The 24,813-nt window shown below is 58.2% G+C and carries 24 protein-coding genes and 1 pseudogene; 11 read left to right on the forward strand and 14 right to left on the reverse strand.

Going from position 1 to position 24,813, the window contains the following annotated elements:
• Window positions 1-288: 288 nt before the first annotated feature.
• From OU997_RS20245 to OU997_RS20265, 5 genes are all read right to left on the reverse strand, one after another.
• The gene (locus tag OU997_RS20245; RefSeq protein ID WP_267808331.1) at window positions 289-2,067 is read right to left on the reverse strand and encodes an ABC transporter ATP-binding protein; all 1,779 of its coding nucleotides are present in this window, start codon (window positions 2,065-2,067) and stop codon (window positions 289-291) included.
• Complete coding sequence (locus OU997_RS20250; RefSeq protein WP_108488781.1) at window positions 2,060-2,692, reverse strand: DsbA family protein; 633 nt, start codon at window positions 2,690-2,692, stop codon at window positions 2,060-2,062. The genes OU997_RS20245 and OU997_RS20250 overlap by 8 nt, the downstream gene beginning before the upstream one ends.
• A gap of 2 nt (window positions 2,693-2,694) precedes the next feature.
• Window positions 2,695-3,633: a rhodanese-related sulfurtransferase gene (locus OU997_RS20255; RefSeq protein ID WP_108488782.1), complete on the reverse strand. Its 939-nt coding sequence runs from the start codon at window positions 3,631-3,633 to the stop codon at window positions 2,695-2,697.
• 307 nt (window positions 3,634-3,940) lie between these two features.
• Window positions 3,941-4,234, reverse strand: a complete 294-nt coding sequence (locus OU997_RS20260) for a BolA family protein (protein ID WP_267808333.1) — start codon at window positions 4,232-4,234, stop codon at window positions 3,941-3,943.
• 12 nt (window positions 4,235-4,246) lie between these two features.
• Entirely contained in the window at window positions 4,247-4,747 is a 501-nt protein-coding gene (locus tag OU997_RS20265) for a DUF2059 domain-containing protein (protein WP_267808335.1), read from the reverse strand.
• Window positions 4,748-5,004: 257 nt separating this feature from the next.
• Between OU997_RS20265 and OU997_RS20270 the strand changes: the two genes are divergently transcribed.
• From OU997_RS20270 to OU997_RS20280, 3 genes are all read left to right on the forward strand, one after another.
• The gene (locus OU997_RS20270) at window positions 5,005-6,015 is read left to right on the forward strand and encodes a DUF2804 domain-containing protein (protein WP_267808336.1); all 1,011 of its coding nucleotides are present in this window, start codon (window positions 5,005-5,007) and stop codon (window positions 6,013-6,015) included.
• 119 nt (window positions 6,016-6,134) lie between these two features.
• Window positions 6,135-7,529 carry a class II fumarate hydratase gene (locus OU997_RS20275; RefSeq protein WP_267808337.1) on the forward strand — a complete coding sequence of 465 codons (1,395 nt, stop codon included), beginning with the start codon at window positions 6,135-6,137 and terminating at the stop codon, window positions 7,527-7,529.
• Window positions 7,522-8,142 carry an NAD(P)H-dependent oxidoreductase gene (locus OU997_RS20280; RefSeq protein WP_267808339.1) on the forward strand — a complete coding sequence of 207 codons (621 nt, stop codon included), beginning with the start codon at window positions 7,522-7,524 and terminating at the stop codon, window positions 8,140-8,142. The genes OU997_RS20275 and OU997_RS20280 overlap by 8 nt, the downstream gene beginning before the upstream one ends.
• On the opposite strand, the gene OU997_RS20285 is transcribed toward OU997_RS20280, so the two are convergent.
• Together OU997_RS20285 and OU997_RS20290 are read right to left on the reverse strand one after the other, a co-directional pair.
• A complete protein-coding gene (locus tag OU997_RS20285; protein ID WP_108488788.1) occupies window positions 8,139-8,447 on the reverse strand; it encodes a DUF7709 family protein in 309 nt (102 codons plus the stop codon). The two genes, OU997_RS20280 and OU997_RS20285, sit on opposite strands and share 4 nt — an antisense overlap.
• On the reverse strand, window positions 8,444-9,415 hold the full coding sequence (locus tag OU997_RS20290) for a DMT family transporter (protein WP_108488833.1): 972 nt from the start codon (window positions 9,413-9,415) through the stop codon (window positions 8,444-8,446). The genes OU997_RS20285 and OU997_RS20290 overlap by 4 nt, the downstream gene beginning before the upstream one ends.
• 290 nt (window positions 9,416-9,705) lie before the next feature.
• Between OU997_RS20290 and OU997_RS20295 the strand changes: the two genes are divergently transcribed.
• The 4 genes and pseudogenes from OU997_RS20295 (at window position 9,706) to OU997_RS21155 (ending at window position 12,557) form a co-directional block, all read left to right on the forward strand.
• The gene (locus tag OU997_RS20295) at window positions 9,706-9,915 is read left to right on the forward strand and encodes a DUF6316 family protein (protein ID WP_108488789.1); all 210 of its coding nucleotides are present in this window, start codon (window positions 9,706-9,708) and stop codon (window positions 9,913-9,915) included.
• Between the two features lie 462 nt (window positions 9,916-10,377).
• Window positions 10,378-10,833 carry a BLUF domain-containing protein gene (locus OU997_RS20300; RefSeq protein ID WP_267808342.1) on the forward strand — a complete coding sequence of 152 codons (456 nt, stop codon included), beginning with the start codon at window positions 10,378-10,380 and terminating at the stop codon, window positions 10,831-10,833.
• 377 nt (window positions 10,834-11,210) lie between these two features.
• Window positions 11,211-11,693, forward strand: a pseudogene (locus OU997_RS21150) (HAMP domain-containing protein); the annotation flags it as partial.
• Window positions 11,694-11,777: 84 nt separating this feature from the next.
• Window positions 11,778-12,557 (forward strand): methyl-accepting chemotaxis protein, encoded by a 780-nt coding sequence (locus OU997_RS21155; RefSeq protein ID WP_371920606.1) that lies wholly within the window; start codon window positions 11,778-11,780, stop codon window positions 12,555-12,557.
• Window positions 12,558-12,626: 69 nt separating this feature from the next.
• Here the strand turns inward: OU997_RS21155 and OU997_RS20310 are convergent, their stop codons facing one another.
• The 3 genes from OU997_RS20310 to OU997_RS20320 all read right to left on the reverse strand — a co-directional run bounded on the left by OU997_RS20310 (window position 12,627) and on the right by OU997_RS20320 (window position 15,796).
• A complete protein-coding gene (locus tag OU997_RS20310) occupies window positions 12,627-13,811 on the reverse strand; it encodes a thiolase family protein (RefSeq protein ID WP_267808343.1) in 1,185 nt (394 codons plus the stop codon).
• A 113-nt stretch (window positions 13,812-13,924) separates the two neighbouring features.
• Window positions 13,925-15,412, reverse strand: coding sequence for a polyphosphate:AMP phosphotransferase (gene pap, locus OU997_RS20315; protein WP_108488793.1), 1,488 nt, complete (start codon window positions 15,410-15,412; stop codon window positions 13,925-13,927).
• Between the two features lie 75 nt (window positions 15,413-15,487).
• On the reverse strand, window positions 15,488-15,796 hold the full coding sequence (locus tag OU997_RS20320) for a hypothetical protein (protein ID WP_108488794.1): 309 nt from the start codon (window positions 15,794-15,796) through the stop codon (window positions 15,488-15,490).
• A gap of 538 nt (window positions 15,797-16,334) precedes the next feature.
• On the opposite strand from OU997_RS20320, the gene OU997_RS20325 reads away from it, so the two are divergent.
• Both OU997_RS20325 and OU997_RS20330 read left to right on the forward strand, forming a co-directional pair.
• Window positions 16,335-17,279 (forward strand): triacylglycerol lipase, encoded by a 945-nt coding sequence (locus OU997_RS20325; protein WP_108488795.1) that lies wholly within the window; start codon window positions 16,335-16,337, stop codon window positions 17,277-17,279.
• A 213-nt stretch (window positions 17,280-17,492) separates the two neighbouring features.
• Window positions 17,493-18,371 (forward strand): lipase secretion chaperone, encoded by an 879-nt coding sequence (locus OU997_RS20330; RefSeq protein ID WP_267808345.1) that lies wholly within the window; start codon window positions 17,493-17,495, stop codon window positions 18,369-18,371.
• Window positions 18,372-18,422: 51 nt separating this feature from the next.
• Here OU997_RS20330 and OU997_RS20335 read toward each other — a convergent pair whose 3' ends face one another.
• Entirely contained in the window at window positions 18,423-18,857 is a 435-nt protein-coding gene (locus OU997_RS20335; protein WP_108488797.1) for a DoxX family protein, read from the reverse strand.
• A 121-nt stretch (window positions 18,858-18,978) separates the two neighbouring features.
• Window positions 18,979-20,364, reverse strand: a complete 1,386-nt coding sequence (locus OU997_RS20340; protein WP_267808347.1) for a transglycosylase SLT domain-containing protein — start codon at window positions 20,362-20,364, stop codon at window positions 18,979-18,981.
• Window positions 20,365-20,588: 224 nt separating this feature from the next.
• Between OU997_RS20340 and OU997_RS20345 the strand changes: the two genes are divergently transcribed.
• Together OU997_RS20345 and OU997_RS20350 are read left to right on the forward strand one after the other, a co-directional pair.
• Complete coding sequence (locus tag OU997_RS20345; protein WP_267808348.1) at window positions 20,589-21,413, forward strand: TatD family hydrolase; 825 nt, start codon at window positions 20,589-20,591, stop codon at window positions 21,411-21,413.
• A 195-nt stretch (window positions 21,414-21,608) separates the two neighbouring features.
• A complete protein-coding gene (locus tag OU997_RS20350) occupies window positions 21,609-23,075 on the forward strand; it encodes a methyl-accepting chemotaxis protein (RefSeq protein ID WP_108488800.1) in 1,467 nt (488 codons plus the stop codon).
• Window positions 23,076-23,130: 55 nt separating this feature from the next.
• On the opposite strand, the gene OU997_RS20355 is transcribed toward OU997_RS20350, so the two are convergent.
• Together OU997_RS20355 and OU997_RS20360 are read right to left on the reverse strand one after the other, a co-directional pair.
• Window positions 23,131-23,928: an acyl-CoA thioesterase gene (locus tag OU997_RS20355; RefSeq protein ID WP_108488801.1), complete on the reverse strand. Its 798-nt coding sequence runs from the start codon at window positions 23,926-23,928 to the stop codon at window positions 23,131-23,133.
• A 107-nt stretch (window positions 23,929-24,035) separates the two neighbouring features.
• Window positions 24,036-24,809: a CHAD domain-containing protein gene (locus OU997_RS20360; RefSeq protein ID WP_267808350.1), complete on the reverse strand. Its 774-nt coding sequence runs from the start codon at window positions 24,807-24,809 to the stop codon at window positions 24,036-24,038.
• Window positions 24,810-24,813: the final 4 nt, after the last annotated feature.

Below are 24,813 nucleotides of genomic sequence, written 5' to 3' on the forward strand. Positions count from 1 at the left end.
AACGGCGCGGATTGACCTCATAACAACCGAGCACAGCCCTGCTCACAAGCCGGCCCAGAGCGCCCTGCCCCAAGTGTGGCCATGGCTTTCGGCAAGTTTTTAATACAGCGAGAAAAACAGCGGGAATGCTGACCGAAAGCACCCACCATGCGTAACGATAAATTTACAAAGCGGTCGATTTAACTGCCAGGCGCGGGGCAGCAGCGCGTCCTGGCAAGGTCATGACCCACGAAAAAGTGTGCAATCAGAAGAAACCGTAAGGTGGATGACGCTTGCCCAGCGCAGCTATCAGTGCTGCAGATGCCCATACAGCTTGGCGTAAAGCCCGCCCTCGGCGATAAGCTGCTGATGCCCGCCGTCTTCGGCGATGCTGCCACCGTCGAATACCAACACCCGATCGGCCTGCTTAACCGCACTCAGGCGGTGAGCGATGATCAACGTGGTGCGGCCTTGGAGGAATTGATTGAGCGCCTGGTGCAAGGCGTATTCGGTGGCGGCATCCAGGGCCGAGGTGGCCTCATCCAGAATCACCACTTTCGGCTCGGCCAGCACCATGCGGGCAATGGCCAGACGCTGACGCTGACCGCCCGACAGACGCACGCCGGAACGCCCGACGATGCTGTCCAGGCCTTGTGGCAAACCGTGAATGGTGTCAGCCAATTGAGCAATCTCCAGCGCACGCCAGCAAGCGTCATCGCCCCGCTCACGCCCCATACACAGGTTGGCGCGCACCGTGTCGTTGAACAGCGCCGGATGCTGCAGCACCACCGCCACGTGCTCTCGCACGCCTTCCAGACCGATTTCTTCCTGGCTGCTGCCGCCAAAGCGGATGGTCCCAGCCTGCGGCGTGTAAAGCCCGAGCAGCAGTTGCACCAGGGTGCTCTTGCCACCGCCACTGGCGCCGACAATGGCGACCTTCTCGCCGGGAGCAATGCTTAGGTTGAGCTGGTTCAGCACCGGTTCATCGTTGTAGGCAAAGGTTAACCCGCTGACTTCGATGCCCACCGTGTCGCGCCCCTTGAACGGATCAACGCGACCGGGGTACTGCGGCTCATCCTTGCGTGCCAGCAGTTCGTTGATCCGCGTCAGCGCACCACCGGCCGCGTAATAGGCGTATTGCAGGCTGAGCAATTGCTCGACCGGACCGATCATAAACCACAGGTAGCTGAACACCGCGAGCATCTGGCCGATCGACAGGTCAGAGAACAGCACAGTGAGCATCGCCGCCGCGCGGAACACGTCGATACCGAACTGGAACAACAGGCCGCTGGCACGGTTCGAGGCATCGGTTTTCCACTGTGAGGCCACGGCATAGTCGCGTACTTCCTTGGCCCGACCACCCAGGCGACCGAGGAAGAAGCCCTGGCGGTTGCCGGCACGGATTTCCTGAATCGCCTCGAGGGTTTCGGTCAGCGCCTGGGTAAAGCGCGAGGTGCTGTCGTTCTCCAGCTTCTTCAGGTGTTTGACGCGCTTGCCCAGCTGCACCGTGGCGTAGATCACCAGCGGATTGAACAGCAGGATCAGCAACGCCAACTGCCAGTGCATCCAGATCAGGATCGCCGAGGTGCCGGCCAGGGTGAGCATGGCCACCAGAAAGCGACTGAGTGTTTCGCCGACAAACTTATCCAGCGTGTCCAGGTCGGTGACCAAATGCGTGGTCACGGTACCGCCGCCCAGGCTTTCATATTCGCCCAAGGAAATGCGTTTGAGCCGCTCGATCAGTCGAATACGAATGCGGTACACAATGTCCTTCGACAGACGCGCAAACAGCCGCGCCTGCACCACGTTAAAGACCAACGCGCCGCCGCGCAAAAACAGGGTCAGCACCAGCATCAGGCCGATGTAGCCGGCGGCGGTTTCCCAGTGCGCGGGCAGGAAGTTGTCCATGACCTTGAGCGCGGCGTCACCGTCGTTGAGCAGCACTTCGTCGACCAACAGCGGCAGCAACAGCGGGATCGGCACGCTGCATAGGGTCGCCAGCACGGCAACCAGGTTGGCCCAGATCAGCGCCTTCTTGTGCTGCAGGGCCAGCCGACGAACTTCCGCCCAACTCAAACGATCAGGCATGGGCAACCCGCTCCAGCCAGCGCGTCAGCAAGGGCTGCAGCACTTCAAGGGGTTGATAGCCGTTGGTCAGCAGCGCCAGTTGGCCGTTGCGTTCAGCGAGCAGCGTGGGAAAGCCGGCAATGCCCAGATCCTGGGTCCAGCTGAAGTCAGCGGCGGTGGCGGCGCGCTGTGCAGCGCTGTCAAAGGCTTCGGCAAACACGATACGTGGAATCCCGGCGCGCTCGGCCAACTCCACCAACACGCTGGCGCGGGTGACATCCACCCCTTCGGTGTAGAACGCCCGCTGAATCAACCGGGCCAATGGCCAGGTCAATTCAGGTGCCAGGCTGCGCGCAGTGACCAGGGCGCGGCAAGCCGGCTCGGTGTCGTAGACCAAACCCTCAGGCAGTCCGGCATTGAAGTTGAACAACTGCCCAGTGCTGGCATTGACCGCCTGCCAGTAGCCCAGGTAACGCACCCGCGCCGCCGCATCAATGGCCACGCCATCACGGCGCAAGCCACCTAGCACCAGTTCCAGCCCCACACCTGCGGCAGCAGCCTGCTCAGCGAGGGACTCAAGTACCGGGGCAAAACCCCAGCACCATGAACACATCGGGTCCATCACATAGAGCAGGCGTGCGTGCATGCTTAAGCCTCGCGATTTTGTCGGGGGTTGTAGCCCAGCGGGTGCGGCTGATTGCGCTCTTTAGCCAATTCAATCTGCCGTTGACGCTCGCGGGCGCCGGCGCGGGTTTTCTCCGGCAGCGAGTCCCAACAATGCGGACAGCTGACGCCAGGGGTGTAGAACTCGGACTGACGATCTGCCACCGACACCGGGGTGCGGCAGGCGTGGCACTGGTCGTAGTCACCTTCGCTGAGGTCGTGACGCACAGTAACCCGGTTATCGAAGACAAAGCAGTCGCCCTGCCATTTGGTCTCTTCCTGCGGCACTTCTTCGAGGTACTTGAGGATGCCGCCCTTGAGGTGGAACACCTCCTCAAAACCCTCACCGAGCATATAGCTGGAAGCCTTCTCGCAGCGGATGCCGCCGGTGCAGAACATCGCCACTTTCTTGTGTTTGGCCGGGTCGAAGTGCGCCTTGATGTAGTCGGGAAACTCGCGAAACGACTTGGTTTTCGGGTCGACCGCGCCTTCAAAGGTGCCAATCGACACTTCGTAATCGTTGCGCGTATCGATCAGCAGCACGTCGGGATCGCTAATCAGCGCATTCCAGTCCTTGGGCTCGACGTAGGTACCGACCTTCTGGTTCGGATCAACGCCGGGCACGCCCAGGGTGACGATTTCCTTCTTCAGCTTGACCTTGGTGCGATAGAACGGCTGCTCGTCGCAGTAGGATTCCTTGTGGTCGATGTCGGCCAGGCGCGGGTCCAAGTCAAACCAGGCCATCAGGGCATCAATACCGGCACGCGAGCCGGAGACGGTGCCATTGATGCCCTCTTCGGCCAGCAGCAAGGTGCCCTTTACCGCGTTATCCAGCATGCATTGCAGCAGCGGCTCACGCAGGTTATGGAAGTCAGGCAGGGAAACGAATTTATACAGCGCGGCGACAACGATCTTGTCAGTCATAAGCAAATCCTTCAGTAGTCGCCCACGTAAAGGGCGGACCGGGACACAAACGTGACCAGCAGCGGCTTTGACAGGCTGCTGAGCCACAAACAAAAGCGCCGGCGCTAGGCCGGCGGGGTGCGCAGTTTACTGCCCTTGAGGGGAACCGTGTAGAGGCGAATTGCCTCAGAACCTGCTTACGATCTGCTGCGCGTCGGCCCTGCTGCGTTAAAAGCAGACTCGGATGCTCATGTACAACTCGTACACTCCGCTTCCTCGCCTGCTTTTGCCTTACGGCGCTCTAGCTCGCGAGATCGTAAGCAGGTTCTCAGTGGCCGCCCTTGCAGGTCGGCGAAGCCGGAGCCACGCCCTGCTGTGACCACTCATCGGGTGTATAGGTATGCAGTGCCAGGGCATGGATCTGCCCCATAAGCTCGCCTACGGCGGCATAGACCTCCTGATGCCGCTTGACCGCATTCAGGCCGGCGAAATGCTCGCTGACGATCACCGCCTTGTAATGGGTTTCCAGCCCCCGGCTGTGCATATGGCTTTCATCCAGCACATCGAGCTGCTGGGGCTGCAAGCTTGCCAGAGCGGCCTGCAACAAATCGATCTTCGGCATAGGGACTGTCACTCAGGGCTTCTTTGGAGTCAGCTTGGTGGTCATTTCCGCCAATAGCTGATTGACCTTGGGTACGGCGGTTTCCAGCTTGCCCTGAGTCAGCTGCGCCGACTGTGCGGTCAGCGTTGGCATTTTCTCCAGGACTTTCTTGCCCAGCGGCGACTCGTAGAAACGGATCAGGTCCTTCATTTCCTGCTCGTTGAAGTTGCTGGTGTAGAGCTTGACCATATCCGGCTTGAGCTTGTCCCAACCCACGGCTTGTTCCAGAGCCGCATTGGCCTGAGCCTGGTAGGTTTCCAGCACAGCCTTCTCGCTCTGCGGCGCATTGCTCTCGGCAAAGCGCTGGGCAAACATCTGCTGCACCTGGGCAAACACCGGTACAGCGAGCTTGTCAGCACGGGCCAGTACGAGAAAACGCTCGGCATCAGCAGCGTGGCCCTTGGCATCGGCGAGCACCTGAGCACTACCGCACGTCAGTATTAGGGCAGCGCAAAAGGCAGGTAAACGTGACATGTACTACTCCTGAATGAGAGAAGAGCCGTGTTTGACTCACTTTGCGGCATTTTGTGCCCAAGGGCTTGTCCTACTCAAGCCTGCACGCCGCTTTAACCAGATCAAGCTACAACTGTGCACTGGCGCACAACCTGCTTAAAGTTCAAAATGCCAGTAATTGCTGTGTTGATGTGCACCTGTGCATGCTCACAGCATTGGCCATCTCTGTTTCAGCGCACCGCCAGACTCGTAAGGTTGCGCACACATGGACGTGTTTGATGAACAGCTTTACTCATCCCGAACCCTTCGCCGCTATTGCCCTGTGCGATAGTCATGGCCAGTTGAACCCTCAGGCGGTTGGCTGGGCACCCAGGCCAATGGTCGACTGTGCCATTCCCGGTAACCTGGGCCGCCGAAAACGCTGGAATCACTGGTGCATCACCACCCCACAGTGGATGCTTGCGTTCACCATTGCCGACCTGGATTACCTGGGCTACGCCGCGGCCTACTTTCTGGACCTGCAGTCTGGACAAGGCATGGCCTACAGCCAATTCCGCCTGTTCGGCCGAGGCTGCGAGCTGCCGGATCACCCCCAGATCAGCCATGAGTTCAACCACCCTCGCCTGCAATTGCGTGTGTCGGAACATACTGGCCGTACCCGTATCACCATAAATGCACCTGATCTCGGCGGGCAGCCGTTACAGGCATCACTGGATATCCAACGCCCCGCCCACCTTGACTCAGTGAACCTGGTGGCTCCACTCAAAGGAAAGTGCTTTCACGCCACAAGCCGGCAACTGGGCCTCCCCTGCTGTGGAACAGTGCAGTTGGGTAAACGCCAATATGGTTGTCTACCTGGGCAGAGTTTTGCTTCCTTGGACTTCGGTCGCGGTGTCTGGCCGCTTAATAGCCATTGGACGCGGGCGGCCTTTGCGGCACCGGGTGGCATCGCTGGCAATTTCGGCGCTGGCTGGACAGATCATAGCGGGCTCTCCGAAAACACCTTGTGGTTTGGCGGTGAACTGCTGCACCTGGACAGCCCTATCGCCATCACCCAAGGCCCGAACACCAGCCTGGCGCCCTGGCAACTGCGCAGCCAGGATGATGCCGTACAACTGACATTTTCCCCGCGCCAGCGCCACCAGGCCTACCGCCGGCTTGGGCCGTTCTTTGCTGACACGCAGCAGTGGTTTGGGCATTTCGAGGGGGTTCTGCGCGGCCCGGAAGGTGAGCGCGTACCCGTCAACAACGCCCTTGGCTGGCTCGGTGAAACCCGCGCCCGCTGGTAGTTAACTGCGGCAGTTGAACCTCTGCTGATGCACAGCGACCTAAGCTGAGATACGCCCAGGCTGGCAGTCGCTGGCCTGGCAATCCCTATGCTGCATGCGCAACCATCAGGAGAGCCACCATGAGCCGCACTGAAACCGACAGCCTGGGTCCCATCGAAGTACCCGATGAAGCCTATTGGGGCGCGCAAACCCAACGCTCGCTGATCAACTTCGCCATCGGTCAGGAGCACATGCCCTTACCGGTCGTGCATGCCCTGGCGCTGATCAAGAAAGCCGCCGCGCGGGTCAATCAGCGTATCGGTGAGTTGCCGGCCGACCTGGCCCGACTGATCGAGGAGGCCGCCAATGAAGTCTTGGCCGGCCAACATGATGAGCAATTTCCCCTGGTGGTCTGGCAGACCGGCAGCGGCACGCAAAGCAACATGAACGTCAACGAGGTGATTGCCGGGCGGGCCAACGAACTGGCGGGCAACGACCGTGGCGGTAAAACGCCGGTGCACCCCAACGACCACGTCAACCGCGCGCAAAGCTCCAACGACAGCTTCCCCACCGCCATGCATATCGCCGCCGTGCACGCCGTGCAGCAGCAATTGCTGCCCGCCTTGCGCGAACTGCGTGCTGGACTGCAGGAACAAGCTGAACGGCATGCGCGGCAGGTCAAAACCGGGCGCACACACATGATGGATGCTACACCGATGACCTTCGGCCAGGAGCTATCGGCCTTTGTCGCGCAACTAGGTTATGCCGAACATACTATCCAGGCCGCTCTGCCGGCCGTCTGCGAACTGGCCCAAGGGGGGACAGCTGTGGGCACTGGGTTGAACTCACCACAGGGTTTTGCCGATGCTATGGCTGCCGAACTGGCCGCTTTGAGTGGCCTGCCACTGGTCAGTGCGCCGAACAAGTTTGCCGCCCTCGCCGGCCACGAACCGCTGGTGGCGCTCTCAGGTGCCTTGAAAACCCTGGCAGTGGCCCTTATGAAACTGGCTAACGATCTGCGGTTGCTGGGCTCCGGCCCTCGCGCAGGCTTGGCCGAGGTGCGTTTACCGGCCAATGAACCGGGCAGTTCAATCATGCCAGGCAAAGTCAACCCAACCCAATGCGAGGCGCTGTCGATGCTGGCATGCCAGGTATTGGGGAACGACACCACGATTGCCTTTGCCGCTAGCCAGGGCCATCTGCAACTCAACGTGTTCAAACCGGTGATCATTCACAACTTGCTGCAATCGATACGTTTATTGGCGGACGGCTGCCATAACTTCCAGCAGCACTGCGTCGCGGGCCTGCAACCGGACGCAGGGAAAATGGCCGAGCACCTGGAACACGGTCTGATGCTGGTCACCGCACTGAACCCGCATATCGGCTACGACAAGGCCGCACAAATCGCCAAGCTGGCCTATCAGGATGGCACTACCCTGCGTGACGCAGCGCTGCAACTGGGCTACCTGAGCAATGAACAATTCGACGCCTGGGTGCGTCCCGAAAACATGCTGGAGGCGGGTCAACATGAGTGACGCAGTAAAGAGCGGCGCAACACCACTGGAAGGTGATGGTAAACGCATCCTGATGATTCTCGGCACACCCAAGGCCAACAGTTTCTGCCATGCCCTCGGTGAAGCCTACGCTCAAGGCGCACGCCGCAAGGGCCACGTGGTACGCCAGCTGAAGCTGGGTGAAATGGACTACGACCCAGTACTGCGCGACGGCTATGAGCAAAGCCAGCCACTGGAACCCGACCTACTGGAAGCACAGCGGCAGATTCATTGGGCCGAACACCTGGTATTCGTCTATCCGGTCTGGTGGGGAGGTATTCCCGCACTGCTCAAGGGCTTCTTCGACCGCACCTTTCTACCAGGCTTCGCCTTCAAGTACCGCAACCGCTCGCAACTCTGGGACAAGCTGCTGACGGGACGCACTGCCGACCTGCTGGTGACCATGGATACGCCGCCCTGGTACTTCCGCTGGATCTACGGTGCGCCTGGGCATCGGCAGATGACCCGCACCATCCTCGGTTTCAGCGGCATCAAAACCCGCCGCCTGGCCGAATTTGCGCCGGTACGCCCCTCGAGCGAAGAACAGCGCCAAAGCTGGTTGCGCCGCGCGGAAAACCTTGGCGGCAAAGCCTAGTCGCCGAGGTACTCACGGGCTTTCAAACCGACATAACGCCGACCGGGGTTATCTTCACTGGCGCTCCACTCCTCAGGGGAAAACAGCTGGAACAGGCCAATGCGGCAGAGCGTAGGAACGGCCAACGCCAACTCACGCTCGACCTCGCCGCGCTCACCCTGGTTGTACAGTTCGATATTGTGCAGCATGGTGGCGACCGTACCCGTCTGGACTCGGCTGCCATCACGCAAGGTCACCGCCGGTAAAGACGGCTCTCCGGCAGCCAGTATCTTGCCGTTGACTCGCGCCAGTTCATCGGTACTCATTTCAGGGCTCCTACAGGCATCACGCCGCTCTTGCGGGCTTTCCAGCTGGCGACCAGGGATGGGCCGAGCGCCGTCAACGCTGACCCCAGCACCACCAGTACTGCGCCACCATAGGCTAGCCAGTTGATCTGCTCAGGCTGCACATGATCAGGCCACCAGCTGGCAGCCAGCGCCACCGAGGCAAACGTCACCAACGGGGTAATCGCCAATGCCGCACTGACCCGCGAAGCCTCCCAATGCGCCAACGCTTCGGCAAACGCGCCATAAGCCACCAGCGTGTTCAGGCAACAGGCAAACAGCAACCAACCCTGCAGCGGGCTCAACTCCAACGCTTGCAGCGGATGTGCCCAAGGCGTCAGCAGCATGGCGCAGGCCAGGTAGATCACCATCATCACCTGCAGCGAGTTCCACACCGTCAGCAACTGTTTCTGCGCCAAGCCATAGAACGCCCAGACAAACGCCGCCAGCAGCACGATCAACACACCGGTGGTGTAGGCCGTCAGTGAAGTCAGCAGCTCATCCAGACGTTGATTAAAGAACAAGACAAAACCGATCAGCAGCACCAACAAGCCCAGCCCCTGGCCAAGGCTGAAACGCTCGCGGAAGACAAACAGACTGCTGATCAACAACAAAATTGGCGCAACCTGAATCACCAGCTGCGTAGTACCGGGGCTGAGCAAATTGAGGCCAACCAGATAAAGCACATAGTTGGCGGTCAACCCGGCTATCGCCAGCAGCAACAGCCATACGCCCTTCTTGCCCAACGGACGGAAGGCGGGCAAGCGTTTGCTGGCCGCCAGATAGGCGAGCAGGATAGAGCCGGAAACCAGCAAGCGAAACCAGGTCACCGTAACCGGGTCCATCACCTGCAGCACTTCCTTGAGCTTGATCGGCAGTACGCCCCATAACAACGCCGTTAACAGTGCCAGGAACAACCCATACAGCCAACGACCGGAGGAAACATGCATAAACGCCTCTAAACCCAGCGCTACAACCATCGACTGATGCAGGTTGCAGCCGCAAACCAGCATTCTAGGCCGCGCCCATGGACCGGCACAGCCACAGCTAGGCAGTGCTATTCACTGCAACTGTACTGATAGCCAGGCAACATCAAGTCACCCAATTGACGCCAAAAATACAAAATCAAGGAAAAAGATGGCGATATTCGGCGAAAACGACCATTTGTCGTTAAATTCAGCAGCCAGAAAAACGCCGTTTAGACTGATTTTCATCAGCTCATCTTGCGGGAGGTTCATCCATGTTCGGTCAACGTAATGTCGATCACAGCCCTGGCACCCACTACCGCAGTGAACGCGTTAGCGCGGTCAACGGCCAATACTTCTTCTCCACCCGCGAGGGCACCCTGGAAGGCCCCTACTTCAACCGAACGGATGCCGAGCGAGAGATTGCCTTTTATATCCGTCGAATGGCTCAGGCCAACGAGATCATCGAAAGCCGTGCATTCTGAATCACCCCAGCCAGCCCTCTCTAAGCCAGTGAGGGCCATAGAACGGGGCTTGCAACAGGCCTTTAACCTGACCTCAACAGAGCTTTTCAGAAAAAAGCGCCAATGTAGTCACCCTCATCATGACGGTGATGGTATCGCCACACGAGATCCAGTTCAGGTAATGGCCCGCCTGTAGCGAAAGGCTTACACACCATGGCTGCAATGCCGATAGGGGTAAGCGTATATCTCATGCAGCAATGGTTTGTCGTGGAAATACATTCGGCGAATTCTGCCCACCATTTCCATGCAGATCCCCTGTTTTCTCCTACTCAAAAAACGAGCGGAGGCAGTTGAACACCCGCCTCGATAAGCTGCGCAGCATGAATACTCCTGTGCTCAGTCAAGCCTACTCCCGCCGCGAGATGGTCTACAATTTAACCTATTCCTATACTAACGGTTCTCATTACATCGGAGGGCTGAACTATGATTGAGCTTTGTTATGTCAGTAGTGCCAATGAGAGATACAAATCAAAAGATTTGGTGCAGTTACTGACCCAGGTAAGAGCAAAAAATCAGCGTCTTGGCATTACGGGTCTATTACTCTATGACGGAACCGGCACCTTTATTCAGGCCCTTGAAGGTGATAATAAAATAATAGAGTCGTTATTTGATGTTATCAAAGCCGATAGCCGGCACAAGAGAGTCAATTTGCTCGGCATCCACGAAATCCACGAGCGTTCGTTTGGGGGCTGGAGTATGGGTTTTCGCTCATTAGATCATCCTGAAATAACCAGCCTGAATGGTTTTTCTGAGTTCTTGAATGTTTCGCCAGATACCTTTAATCAAAAAGTACAAACGGAATCAGGTTTTGCTTTAAGGATGTTGTCTTACTTTAGGCAGCAGGCATTGGCTGAGACAGAAGATAAACATGATATTTAATTGTTACTTAGGTTGAGGTTGAATATATGCTGTCGCTCTTGAAGATATCTCATAAAGTCTATTTGATGGGTGTTGTGCAGTTAGGCTTGCTGATTTTAATCGGAGGCATTTCAATAGCGCAGATGGCGAAAATAGGCACTCAAATACTTGAAGTTGCCGAAGAGGATATTCCTCTGACGCGAAAAATTACGAAAACAACTGACTACCAGTTACAACAAGCTATTGTTTTAGAAAGAGTCTTCTTTAAAGCCACCTTAGTGAAGGAAGGTTACTCAGGTGCCCAGTCTGAATTGGATAAAAATATTCAAAAGGTTTCTGAGTACCAAAAGAGCGCCCAGGCAGAATTGAATAACGCGAAGAACTTTGCACAGGACGCAATGAGCAAGTTACATACCGAAACAGCCAAGACAGAGTATCGCGCAATAGTTTCTGACCTTGCGGCAGTTTCGTCTGAATTGACCGTACTGGAGGGGCTAACGGCTAAAGTTATCAGCTCTGCCAGGGCTGGCGATATTGACAGCGTTATCGAGCAGGCCAAAGTCATTGAAGCACTGGAAGCTGAAGTCAATGCTCAACTTATCGAGTTGCTAGACACTATCCAAAATTTCACTCAGCGGTCTGTATCGCAGGCTGAGGCCGATGAGCAGTCTGCCATCGAACTCATTGCCGGCCTGTTCATCGTGTCGCTTGCTCTTTCGATTGCGCTGCCATTTCTCATAAGCCGTTCCATTGTTGTCCCTATCAACAACCTACTCACTAGGCTTAGAGAGGTTGCTGATGGCGACGGCGATTTGCGCCTGCGTCTTGATGACTCTGCAAAAGATGAAACCGGCGAGGTGGCTAAAGCCTTTAATAAATTTATGATGGTGTTGAATAAGGTTATCAAAAGTGTGTCCACTCAGGCTGATGAGCTTGGGACTTCGGCAGAAGTCAGCCTTAGGGTGATGGAGATTACCGTTAAGAACGTAGATACACAGCATCGTGAAACGGAGCAAGTGGCAGCGGCTGTTGAAGAAATGAGCGCCACCACTAATGAGATTGCCAGAACTACCAACGAAGCCAGTCAGGTAGCCGACGCAGTTCGAGATAAAGTTCGTGAAGGCCAGAATATTGCTCAGAACACACAAAAAATCATAGAACAGCTGGCCACTGAGGTAGAGCAGGCGGCCGAAGTTATTTCAGGTTTAATGGCGGAAACCAACAATATTGGCCAAGTGACGGATACCATACAGTCCATCGCCGAGCAAACTAACCTACTGGCCCTGAATGCTGCCATTGAAGCCGCTAGGGCGGGTGACAGCGGGCGCGGGTTTGCTGTAGTGGCTGACGAAGTGCGCTCTCTTGCAAAACGCACAAGAGATTCAACTGTGGATATTCAGGGGTTGGTGCAGCGACTGCAAGAGCAAGCCAATAAAGCTGTTAATAGCATGGCCAGCGGTAAAAGAAGTACTTCCCTGTGCTTTGAAAAAGTCGTTGAGACTACCAAAGCGTTTGACGATGTATCGACTGCCGTTGATGGGATTTCTGATCTAAATACGCAAGTTGCTGCGGCGTCAGAGCAGCAGGCTTTCGTGTCTCAAGAGATCAACAACACGCTGTTGAGAATAACCCATATTGCTCAGCAAACCGCCGACGGTGCCCGAGAGACTTCTGATGCCAGTGAAAAAATTGCCAAGCGTTTGATTGATTTGCATACCAATATCAACATTTTCAAAACTTCGTAAATATTGAATACAAAGACCAGCCAATAAAAAACCGCGACACGTCGCGGTTTTTTATTGGACGCAGGACGATCAGCGCACGGCTTCAAACAACCCGGTCGCGCCCATGCCGCCGCCCACACACATGGTGACGATGCCGTAACGCAGGTTACGTCGCTGCAGCTCACGCACCAGATGACCAACCTGGCGCGAGCCGGTCATACCGAACGGATGGCCGATGGAAATCGAGCCGCCATTGACGTTGTACTTGGCGTTGTCAATTTCCAGACGGTCGCGCGCGTACAGGCACTGCGAAGCAAACGCCTCGTTAAGCTCCCAGAGGTCGATATCGGCAACACTCAGACCCTTGGCCTTGAGCAGCTTAGGCACCGAGAACACCGGACCAATGCCCATCTCATCCGGCTCGCAGCCGGCGGCCACAAAGCCGCGGAAGAACGCCAGCGGCTTGAGGCCTAGTTCGATGGCTTTTTCCAGGCTCATCACCAGAGTCATCGAGGCGCCATCGGACAGCTGCGAGGCATTGCCAGCGGTGACCGACCCGTCGTCGGCAAATACCGGTTTGAGCGCGGCCAGGCTTTCCAGAGTGGTGTCGGCACGGTTGCAGTCGTCGTGAGCGACGATGCCATCGATGATGCTCTTCTCGCCGGTGGCTTTGTCTTCGACCTGATACTTGACGTGCATCGGCACGATTTCATCATCGAACAGACCTTCAGCCTGCGCCCGCGCAGTGCGCTGCTGGCTCTGCAGGGCATAGGTATCCTGGGCTTCGCGGCTGACGTTGTAACGACGAGCAACGATCTCGGCGGTCTGACCCATGGGGTAATAGATACCCGGCAGATCTTTTTGCAGCACCGGGTTGAACAGGTTCTGCGTGTTCATGCTTTTCAGGGTCATGGTGATCGACTCGACGCCACCCGCCACGATCACATCGCTGCAACCCGACGCCACCTGATTGGCTGCAATCGCAATGGCCTGCAGGCCCGAGGAGCAGAAACGGTTGAGGGTCATGCCCGCCACATTGGTGCCCAGGCCGGACAGCACGGCCACGTTGCGACCAATGTTCATGCCCTGAGCGCCTTCATTGGAGCCGGCACCAACGATGCAGTCATCCACCAGCGCCGGGTCGATACCGGTGCGCGCCAGCAGTGCATTGACGCAGTGAGCCGCCATGTCGTCTGGACGGGTCAGATTGAACTTGCCACGAAAGGACTTGGCCAAACCAGTCCGTACGCTGTCAACGATCACCACTTCACGCATGTCGCACCTCATTGTAATTGGGTTGAGTTGCCAACAAGAATAAAGCTGGACAATCTCACTCAGCGACAATCATTCATCAGCCGTATGCGCGACCATCCTGTTGCCCGTGTAACTCAGTCTTTGCCGAATGCGGCCTCAAGCGCTTCATTGATAGTGCGCAGCACCTTGATCCGGGCAAAGCGCTTGTCATTGGCTTCCACTAACGTCCACGGGGCGATCTCGGTGCTGGTGCGATCGACCATATCGCCAATTGCATCGCGGTACAGCGGCCATTTCTCGCGATTGCGCCAGTCTTCTTCGGTGATTTTGAAACGCTTGAAAGGAATCTGCTCGCGCGCCTTGAAGCGTTCCAGCTGGGTTTGCTGATCGATCGACAGCCAGAACTTCACCAACACCACGCCGGCTTCGCTGAGCTGCTCTTCGAAGTCATTGATCTCGCCATAGGCGCGCAGCCAGTCGCCGGTGCTGCAAAAGCCCTCGACCCGTTCCACCAACACTCGGCCATACCAGGAGCGGTCAAACACGGTGAACTTGCCGCGCGGCGGAATGTGCCGCCAGAAACGCCACAGATAGGGCTGCGCGCGCTCTTCTTCGGTCGGCGCGGCAACCGGGACGATGCGGTACTGACGGGGATCGAGCGCACCAATCACCCGACGAATCGCCCCACCCTTGCCGGCCGCATCATTGCCTTCGAACACTGCAATCAACGAATGGCGACGCATGCGCTTATCACGCATCAGGCTGGACAAGCGAGCCTGTTCGATAACCAACTGTTCAGCGTACAACTCCTTATCCAGCGCCTGACTCATGTCCAGGCTGTCGATCAGCCCGCGCTGATCGAGACTGGAGGTCAGCGGCGCAGCATGAGGATGGGGCACGGGGCGCGTCTTGGCCTTCAACGCGGCTTGCAAGCCATCGAGCAGAATGCGCCCGACCGTCAGGCTGCGGTAATACTCATCCACGCCTTCCACCACATACCAGGGCGCGTAGTCGCGACTGGTGCGGCGCAACACACGCTCGCCGACACGTACAAATTTGTCGTAGGTTTTTGATTGCTGCCAGTCCAGCGGACTGATCCGCCAGCTGTGCAGCGGGTCGTCCTGCAGCGCCTTGAGGCGCGCTTTCATCTGCAGCTTGGATAGATGGAACCAGAACTTGAAGATCAGCGTACCCTCATCGCAGAGCATGCGCTCCATCCCCAGGGTGCTATCGATGGCCTGGTCAAGCACGGCATTCTTAATCCGCCCATGCACCCGCCCCTGCAGCATCTGGCTGTACCAGTTACCAAAGAAGATGCCGATACGCCCCTTGGGGGGCAGTTGCCGCCAGTAACGCCAGGCCGGCGGTCGCGCCAGCTCCTCATCGGTCTGCTGGTCGAAGGTATTGACCTGAATCAGCCGCGCATCCATCCACTCGTTAAGCAGCTTGACCGTCTCTCCCTTACCCGCACCTTCGATCCCGTTGATCAGAATAAGCACGGCAAAACGTCCTTGCTGCTGCAACTCGTACTGCGCCTCAAGCAACGCTTCGCGTAGCGCGGGAGCCTCGGCTTCAAAAGTTTCTTTATCAATACGGCGGCCGATCTCGGCGGATTCGAACATAGCCCACTCCCTGACATTATCGTTTGAGCCTAGCGGATCGGCAGTGGCTTTGGCCAAAGCTATTGCGGGATTCATTCAGCGCCGAGTGATCAGCCCCTGCTTGGCTACACGCGTCAACTGACGCACGGTTTCATCCAGCTGCGCGGCCGTTGGCGCCTGGATCACCGCCATATCGAAATGATTGCTGGCAAAGCGCGCAAGCGACTCGCCATCGTGAACGAAATTGATCAGAAAGGTCCGTGGCCCTGCCCAGCGCTTGGGCCAGCCATCGAGATAGCGCAACAGCGTCGGCTGATGGCTACCGCCAAGGAGTATTTTCGGATTGCGCAGGGTCAGCCCAGAGGTGATCGGGGCCAGGCGAATAAGCGGTTGGGGACAGTGCATCGATATGTCTCCGCCTCATTGAGTCCGCTGGGCAGCGGTGAGAGGCGACACCGAACCAGCGCTTTAGCGGAATTTCGAAGCCTCCAAGAGAGTACTTCTCAGGGCGCTGCAATCAGCAGGTAACCCGGCGCCCCGCAAGTAGCTGTTTAAATCGGCGCTGGGTCAGCATCCTAGAGAAGCACGCGCAAAACTGTCAAGTCAGCGGCGCGCCCAACCGCCACCCAACCTTCGATTGGAAAAGCAGATAAACAGCCTGCCAATCCATCAATAAGCCGGCGTGCACTAGCCTCTCGCCCCGACATCTGGGGCCTGCCAGCAAGGTTGGGCCGTTTCAGCCCGTAACAACCGCGCAGCAACCTGTTTGCGACAGGCGCGCAACAGACCAGACGCAAGGCCCGTGGCAGAGCCTTGCACGTATTTTGTGCTGGAATGGCATGCTTTCTGCCATTGCCTTGGGGCTGAAGTACGCGCCATGGGACGGGCGTTTTGGCTGCATGGACTGCCTTTAACTGCCCGATAAACCCTAGCGAGAGCACCAATGAACAACAATAAAACCCTGCTCGCCCTCTGCCTGGGCGCCGGCTTGCTGGCCTCTGGCAACACCCATGCCTTCTGGTTCGGCTCCTCTGGATACACCCAGACCAAGTATCCAGTTGTACTGGCCCACGGCATGCTCGGCTTCGACAGTATCCTGGGAGTCGACTACTGGTACGGCATTCCTGCCGCGCTGCGTCGCGACGGTGCCAGCGTGTACATCACCGAAGTCAGTCAACTGAACACCTCGGAAGCCCGCGGCGAAGAACTGCTGAACCAGGTGGAAGAGATTGTCGCCATCAGCGGCAAGCCCAAGGTCAACTTGATCGGCCATAGCCATGGCGGGCCGACCATCCGCTACGTCGCTGCCGTCAAACCAAACCTGATTGCCTCCGCCACCAGCGTCGGCGCACCGCACAAGGGCTCGGCCACCGCCGATTTTATCCGCCAGGTTCCAGCAGGCTCGGCCGGTGAAACCCTGCTAGCCGGCATCGTCAATGGCCTCGGCACGCTGATCAACTTCCTCTCAGGCAGTTCCAGTACCAGCCCGCAGAACGCCCTCGGCTCCCTGGAGTCGCTCAACAGCCAAGGCGCGGCGCGGTTCAACGCCAAGTTCCCGCAGGGTATTCCCACCACGGCTTGCGGTGAAGGGGCCTACAGCGTGAATGGGGTGCGCTACTACTCTTGGAGTGGGACCAGCCCGATGACCAACATCATCGATCCCAGCGATTTACTGCTAGGCGCTACGGCTCTGACCTTCAAGGGTGAAGCCAACGACGGTTTGGTCGGCCGCTGCAGCTCGCGTATGGGCAAGGTGATCCGCGATAACTACCGGATGAATCATCTCGACGAGGTCAACCAGACACTGGGGCTGACCAGCCTGTTCGAAACCGACCCGGTTACGGTCTACCGCCAACATGCCAACCGCCTGAAAAACGACGGCCTGTAATACAGGACCGGGGGCTGGCGACAGCCCCCGGTTTCAGTGCAACCGTTTCCACACCAGATGAAGAGTTCCCGTGAAGAAATTTCTGCTGCTATCGCCACTGGTGTTTGCCGTTTGCGTGACTCTGGCGCTGTACCTGAAACCGGTGGATATCCCTGCTCAACTCAACGGCAATCCTCTCGCAGCAGCCACGCCCCAGCCACAACGTTCCCCCCCTTGCTGCAAGCCGGAACAACTAAGGCTGCACATGCGCTGCAGAGCCTGCCAGCCTCCTTCAGCGGTACCATGGTGGACGGTACATTTCGTCTCGACGCAGCAGGTAACCTACTGATCAGCGAAGACATCCGACGGATATTCGACTACTTCCTCGCCGCCGTGGGCGAAGAGCCATTGCGCACCAGCGTGGAGCGGCTGCGGGCCTATATCGCCGAGCAACTGCCGGCAAATGCTCGTGAACAGGCGCTGGCCCTGCTCGATCAATACCTCGACTACAAACGCGAGCTGGTCTTGCTGGAACATGACCTACCACAGGTTGCCAACCTGGACGCCTTGCGGCACCGAGAAACAACCGTGCAGGCACTGCGTGCGCGAATCTTCGACACGGCAACGCAACAGGCATTCTTCGCCCGCGAAGACGCCTACAACCAATTCACCCTGCAACGCCTGGCCATCCTGCACGACAGCCAACTGGACGATGCCGGTAAGGCCACTGCCGTCGATCAACTGCGCAACAGCCTGCCTGCCGAGATGCAGGATGCTGTCCTGCCTCAGCTGCAGAATGAACTGCGCCAACAGACTGCTCAGCTACACGCCGCAGGGGCCAAACCCGAGCAAATTCGCCAACTGCGCCAACAACTGGTGGGCGCAGCAGCCACCCAACGTCTAGAAGTGCTCGACCAACAACGACAGACCTGGAAGAAGCGGATTGCTCAATACCGCATCGACAAGGCCGCAATCGAAAACAACCCTGGCCTGAGTACCAGCGATAAGCGCGCAGCGATTGCCCAACTGGCAGCAGAAAACTTCGATGAACGCGAACGATTGCGCCTGGAAGCCGCTGAACAGTTGGCGACACAGAACAAAGCACAACCCTAAAATGCAAAAAGCCCACCGAAGTGGGCTTTCCGCAGTTTACGCAGGCTTCGCTTAACCGGCGATGCGCTTGTCCAGTGACAGCTTGCCAGCCCCCTCGATCATCACCGCAATACTGATTGCCAGCAGAGCCAGGGCAAACTCGTAGCCGTTATTGCTCATAAAGAAGCCATTGGCCAAATGCACAGTAGCAATCGCCACCACCATGGTCAGCGCCAGTACCGCAGCAGCTGGGCGCGCCAGCAGGCCAATGATCAAGGCCAAGCCGCCAAAGAACTCGGCGCTACCGGCCATCAGGGCCATCAGGTAACCCGGTGCCAGACCGATACTTTCCATCCACTGAGCCACGCCTTCCAGGCCATACCCACCAAACCAGCCAAACAACTTTTGTGCACCGTGAGCGGCAAAGGTGATGCCAGCGATGATACGCAGGACAGTTAGGCCATAGCCTGCTTGAGTTGCAACAACGGTTTTGATCAGAGCGTTCATGTGCAGCAGTCCTGTAGTGAGAAGTTGATGGGGTGCAGACTAAACTAAAAATCGAATACTTAAAGCGAATAAAATTGCTATAAACAATCTAATAAATAGATTAATTATTCACTGAGCTGCATCAAGGCTCCAGTAGATAACGCTCACGGTCATACGCCAGGTAGTACTTATTCACACTATTCACATAGCTGACGACCCCCATACCCATCTGCTCCATGGCCACCCGCTCCACCTGGAAAAACCACTGATTGGGATTCAGGCCGCGTCGGCGCGCTTCAGCACGCAGCCCCTGAACCCGCTGCGGCCCCAGGTTGTAGCCGGCCAGAATAAATGCCATGCGCTCGCGCTCATTGAGTTGCGGGCTGTTGAAGTAGTTGCGGCGAATCATCGCCAGGTACTTCGCGCTGGCCTGCACGTTATTATCCAGCGCACTGATATTGCTCACCCCAACGCTGCGGGCGGCCACTGGGGTGATCTGCATCAGGCCGGTGGCACCACTTGCCCCCCGCGCGGCTGGATTGAGGGTCGACTCCTTAAAGGCCAGTGCTGCCAGGGCCAGCCAGTCAAAATCATGCTGGGAGGCGTAGCGTTGCAAGACTGGACGAACTTTCTCCAGGCGCTGGCGCTCGGTACGCCCAAGCGGGTAATGCACCTTGTACAGACGACGGTAAACGCGCTGGAACACGGCATCCAGATCCGCAGGATCTTTGTACCCCTTGAGAAAGCGATCAATGCTGGCGCCGAGCATTGGCGTATCTCGCCGCACATACCAGCGCATGTCACCGTCCTTGGATAGCTGCAGATGACGATCCAGGCGCAGCTTGGGCATCACCTTGGCCCAACGCTCGGCAATCGGCTGCTCGACCGCTGTTACCGCGAAAATTCCTGCCTGCACCATCTCCAGTACATCTTCGACGGCAAGGCTCGGGTCGACCCATTCGATGACAATGGGCGAGCGCTTCTTATCAATCAACTTCTGATTAAGCAGCCGAATCGCTTCGGCAGCCACACTACCCGCAGGTAATGCCAGGCTGCGCCCGGAGAGCTGTTCAAGATTCTGGTATCGCCGATTCCCCTGGCGAGCCACGATGATCAGCGGCACATCCTGGCGTATTGCAGCACTGGCGCTGAGCTTACTGCCACGCGGCATATTAAGCAGCTCTCCGGGGGCCACCAGATCGCCCTCACCGCGCTGCAGAGCCGCCAGCAACTGATCCTTGGCTCGCGGGATAAGCTTCAATTTGAGGCTACGGTCATCGCGCGCGTTGCGATTGAGGTACTGCTCAAAGGCTCGCAAACGGTGGTACTCAACGCCGATACTCTGGCCTTTGACTTCCCCCGAGCTGTTGCGGCTCTGATTGACCAGCACACGCAGTTCACCACTGCTACGAATGCTCGCCAAGTCTCGGGCAGCCTTGGGCTGCTCGACTTCCAGCGGCCCAGCCACACGTGCTACCGCTGTACAGGACAGCAGCAACAGGCAGCAGGTGAGCAACACTCGCAGCATCTGGGCTCCAGGGAAAAATGCTCGACAGATCAGCAACACGCCTGTCGGCTAACACATGACTGGCCGCTCGCGCGGGGCGCGGAGGTTCGCACAGCCCACCCATGGACGCCAGCCAGTTGTCACACAAAACATCACATAAACAGGATAACTATTTGTATTTATTGACCTTTTAAATAGACAAAAAAGCTCTGCTATGCTGCCCGGTCAATTCAGCAGGTAGCACCATGCAACTCATCGACATCGGCGTCAATCTGACCCACCCCAGCTTTGCCGAGCAACGCGAAGCCCTCCTCACTCGGGCCTATGCCGCAGGCGTCCAGCAAATGCTGCTGACCGGTACCCGCCTCGACGAAAGCCGCCATGCCTTGGAACTGTGCCGGCAATTGGATAGCAGCGGCACACATTTGTTCAGTACCGCCGGTGTCCACCCTCACGATGCCAGCAGCTGGAACAGTGACAGCTCTGCCGAACTCAAGGCTCTGCTGGACGATGTCCGAGTTCGCGCCGTGGGCGAATGCGGCCTGGACTTCAACCGTGACTTTTCCCCCAGGCCACAGCAGGAGCAGGTGCTGGAGCAACAACTGGCCCTGGCCGTGGAGTTGCAGCTGCCCGTGTTTCTGCATGAGCGCGATGCTGACGAGCGCCTGCTGGCGATCCTGCGTCACTACCGCGATCAGCTACCGGCTGCCGTGGTGCACTGCTTTACCGGGGAGAAACGCGCGTTGTTCAACTACCTGGATATGGACCTGCATATCGGCATCACCGGCTGGATCTGTGACGAGCGCCGTGGCAGCCACCTGCACCCACTGGTCAAGGAAATACCCCGTGGCCGCCTGATGCTGGAAAGTGATGCGCCGTTCCTGCTGCCCCGCAGCCTTCGGCCGAAACCGAAGAACGGCCGCAATGAGCCGGCTTTTCTGGTAGAGGTGCTGCGTGAAGTCGCATTGCACCGCGGTGAAACCGAACAGATTTTGGCGGCCCATACCAGCGCTGCGGCGCAGGCGTTTTTCCAATTGCCTGCACCCGGCAATAGCCAGCCACACACCTGAGCCCGCGGTTGATAAGGGTCAATAGGCCTGCGCAGGTTTTACCCGATACTGGTGGCACGGTGGCAAATGCTTTTATTGCCATCGGCCTAAACCCGACAGGGACTTCGCCGATACAGACTGTGCCGTCCATTGCATACCGAACATCCCATAACGCCCTGCGAGTAAGCAGCCAACCTCCACAAGGAAGAGATGTGCATGAGTCACTGGATTAGCGATCTTTCCCTGAAGTACAAATTCTGGGCCGTCAACGCGGTAGCCTTCTTCACTACGCTGCTGCTGGTGCTGTATGCCCTCCATCTGGAACATCAAACCCATCTGGACGCAGCCAAGCTTGCCGCCCAGCAGCAAGCCCGCCTACTGAGCCTGTGGCCGGCAGAGCAAGCCTTGCCCAGCGCTAATAACCTGCTGAAACTGACCAATGGGCAAACGCCGCGCCTACCGGACAACCAAGGCAGCGCTCTGGCCAATGCTCGCGGCTGGGTCGAGCTCAATGGCAGCGAAGGGTTGATCGGTGCCGAGGTCATCACCCGCCAGGACGGTCAGCGCCTGGCTGTCACCGCCACAGCGCCAAGCCCGACCGACATATTCCTTGACCGTGCGCCCAGCTATGCGCTGGTGGTTGCCCTACTGATGCTGCTGCTCCTGGCCGCCTCACAGTTGCTAATCCGCTTCCTGCTAAGCCACCTCAACACCCTCAAGGATGTCATGCTGCAAGTGGAGAAAAGCGGCGATCTCAGCGCCCGCGTCCCCCTCGACAGCCGCGATGAGGTGGGCCAGATGGCCAGTGCCTTCAATGCCATGCAAGCTGGCTACCAGCGAGTTGTCGGCATCGTCGCACAATCGGCAGCGCAGCTGGATGAAGGCGCCGAGCGCATGGCCAGCAGCATGCGTGACGTACGCCAGGGCATGCTTGATCAGCAGAGTGAAACCGAACAGGCGGCCACCGCGATCAACGAGATGTCCGCCACGGTGCACCACATTGCCGAACATGCTGCCGACACCCGCGATCAGTCCCAGAATGCCGAACAACTGGCACGCAGCGGCCAACAGGTGGTCAATCGAGTCACGCAGTCAATTTCCGGCCTGTCCAGCGGTGTGCAAGAGACCGCGCAGATGATCGAGCAACTGGCCGCCGACAGCCAGAAGATTGGTGGTGTGGTCAGCGAGATTCATGGAATTGCCGAACAGACCAACCTGCTCGCCCTCAACGCGGCCATTGAAGCCGCCCGCGCCGGTGAAATGGGCCGAGGTTTTGCCGTGGTAGCGGATGAAGTGCGCAACCTGGCCAAGCGTGTACAGGACTCCACTGACCTCATCACCCAGATGATCAATACCCTGCAAAGCGGCACACGCGATGCTGTGGACTTTATGCAGGACAGCTCGATCAAGGCCGATGAATGTGTCAAGCAGGCGGATGAAGCGGGTCAGGCGCTGGCAGCCATCACCGAATCCGTGGCGCATATGCGTGAAAGCAACACGCAGATCGCCGTGGCGGCCGAACAGCAAAGCCAAGTAGCTGAAGAGATGAACCGCGCGGTGATCCGCATCCGCGATGTCACCGAGCAAACCGTCGGACAGACCGGCGAGTCGGCGCTGACCAGCGCCAACCTGGCCAACCTGGCCGGCGAACTGAACAAGGCTATCCGCCAACTCAAGCTGTAGAGGACCAAGCAGCTATTGCCGTGCTGCACACTGCTGCAACGGCAGTAACCGGCGCTTAACCGAACACCGCCACCGTCTGCCGGCTGATGGCCAGCAACTCACCATTGGCCGTCCACATTGCTGCCGCCACGTGGCCGTACCCATCACGGGCATGCTCGATGTGCGCGCGGTAGAGGCACCAGTCCTGCGTCGTCAACGCACTCATGGGCTGCACGAACTCAATGGTCCAGGTCAACGTGCTGCCAGGCGCTGGCGCACTCAGGTGCGGCAACACGGCGGGCGGCCAGGCATCGACCAGGGCGAGCAGGTGAGCCTCACTGACAGGTTCAACCGCCGCCTGATCACGCAAACGTACCCAACCGCCCATGTCCCGCGATGTATTGCCGCTGAACGGCACGCCACCGAAGGCCCAGCGCATGGCCAGGTAACGGGTGAATTCAGGGGTGACGTTGGGGATATAAGGTAACTCCTGGCAGGCCTCCACGGCCGTGGCCTGCGGTGCCGGCTCAGCTGCGACCGCGATGTGCGACTCACGCCCGGCGCCGAAACTGCCCTGCACGATGGTCACCACCTGACCATCCTGTATCGCCCGGCCGAGCACCTGACTGACGGCCTTGCCTTCGCGCAGCACGTCCACTTCAAAACGCACCGGCACATCCGGCGCCGCCGGGCCCACAAAGGTCATGGCCAGGGAGCGCAGCGGTCGCCCGCTCGACACCTGGGCGCGCATGGCTTCATACACCAGCGCAGCCACCAGGCCACCAAAGCTGGCGCGACCCTGTCCCCACTGCGCGGGAATCAACACCGCCTGCGGGTTGTCGCGCACGGCCTGAAGTAACTCGGAAAAACCCATAACCACCTCGAAATCTGAAGATGCGGATGATCTTAGGGTAAAGGCAGCGATGAATGACACGACATTTCGGCCAAACAAGCCGAATGTATAACGACTCTTCAGCCAACTCAGCTGCTGGCGTGAACAAACCCTGCGGTCAATCCTTGCAAGGCCAGACTGGCTTGCTGCTCGGCACTCTGCATAGCGTCACGCCAAGCAAGCACGCAAGGCTGCAGATCCACCTCCGCTTCGGCACGTTGTAACCACTGCCAGTGGTCGTGCCAATCACCCAGCGCTGACTGCACCTGCTTTAGCTGCAAGCGCATACGCCCAGGCATATCGGCCAACGCTGGATAGGCCTCGGCGGCATAACGCAGACGCTTGACCAACAAGCGCAGGCGATGACGGTCATGGGCGGGGTCAAGCAGAGCCTGTGCCAGGCGTTTACGATCCTTGCGCAAGCGTTCCTTGATCAGTTTATGCAGGCCGTGCAGTTGCCCATTGCTGGCAGCCTGGCGCCATTGCTCTGGCCAGTCATCCAATGCATCAAGCAAATGCGCCAACGGTGCACTGTCCAATAGCTGCAGATAGCCTTGCTGCAGCAGTGGCATCCGCGAGTACGCAGCACTCTCGTGACCTTGCTGTTGCAGATAAGCCTGCAGCACTTCAAGATCGCGCAGTGGACCGCTCAAGCGCCCCAGCTCGGCCGCACGCTGCTGCAAGGCCTCACAGACCGCGACCGAAGATAACGGCCGCAGCAGGCTGCGTAATTGGCGCAAGGCAATACGCAGATCGTGCAAGGCCTCGTCATCGGTGCACACACGTAGCCGCTCGCGGCAGGCAAACAAACGCATTTGAATGCGTAGTACGTGTCGCGGTATTTCATCAATCATGCCTTGCATCGCC

It is taken from the genome of Pseudomonas sp. SL4(2022) (assembly GCF_026625725.1).
In the GTDB taxonomy this organism is placed as follows: domain Bacteria; phylum Pseudomonadota; class Gammaproteobacteria; order Pseudomonadales; family Pseudomonadaceae; genus Aquipseudomonas.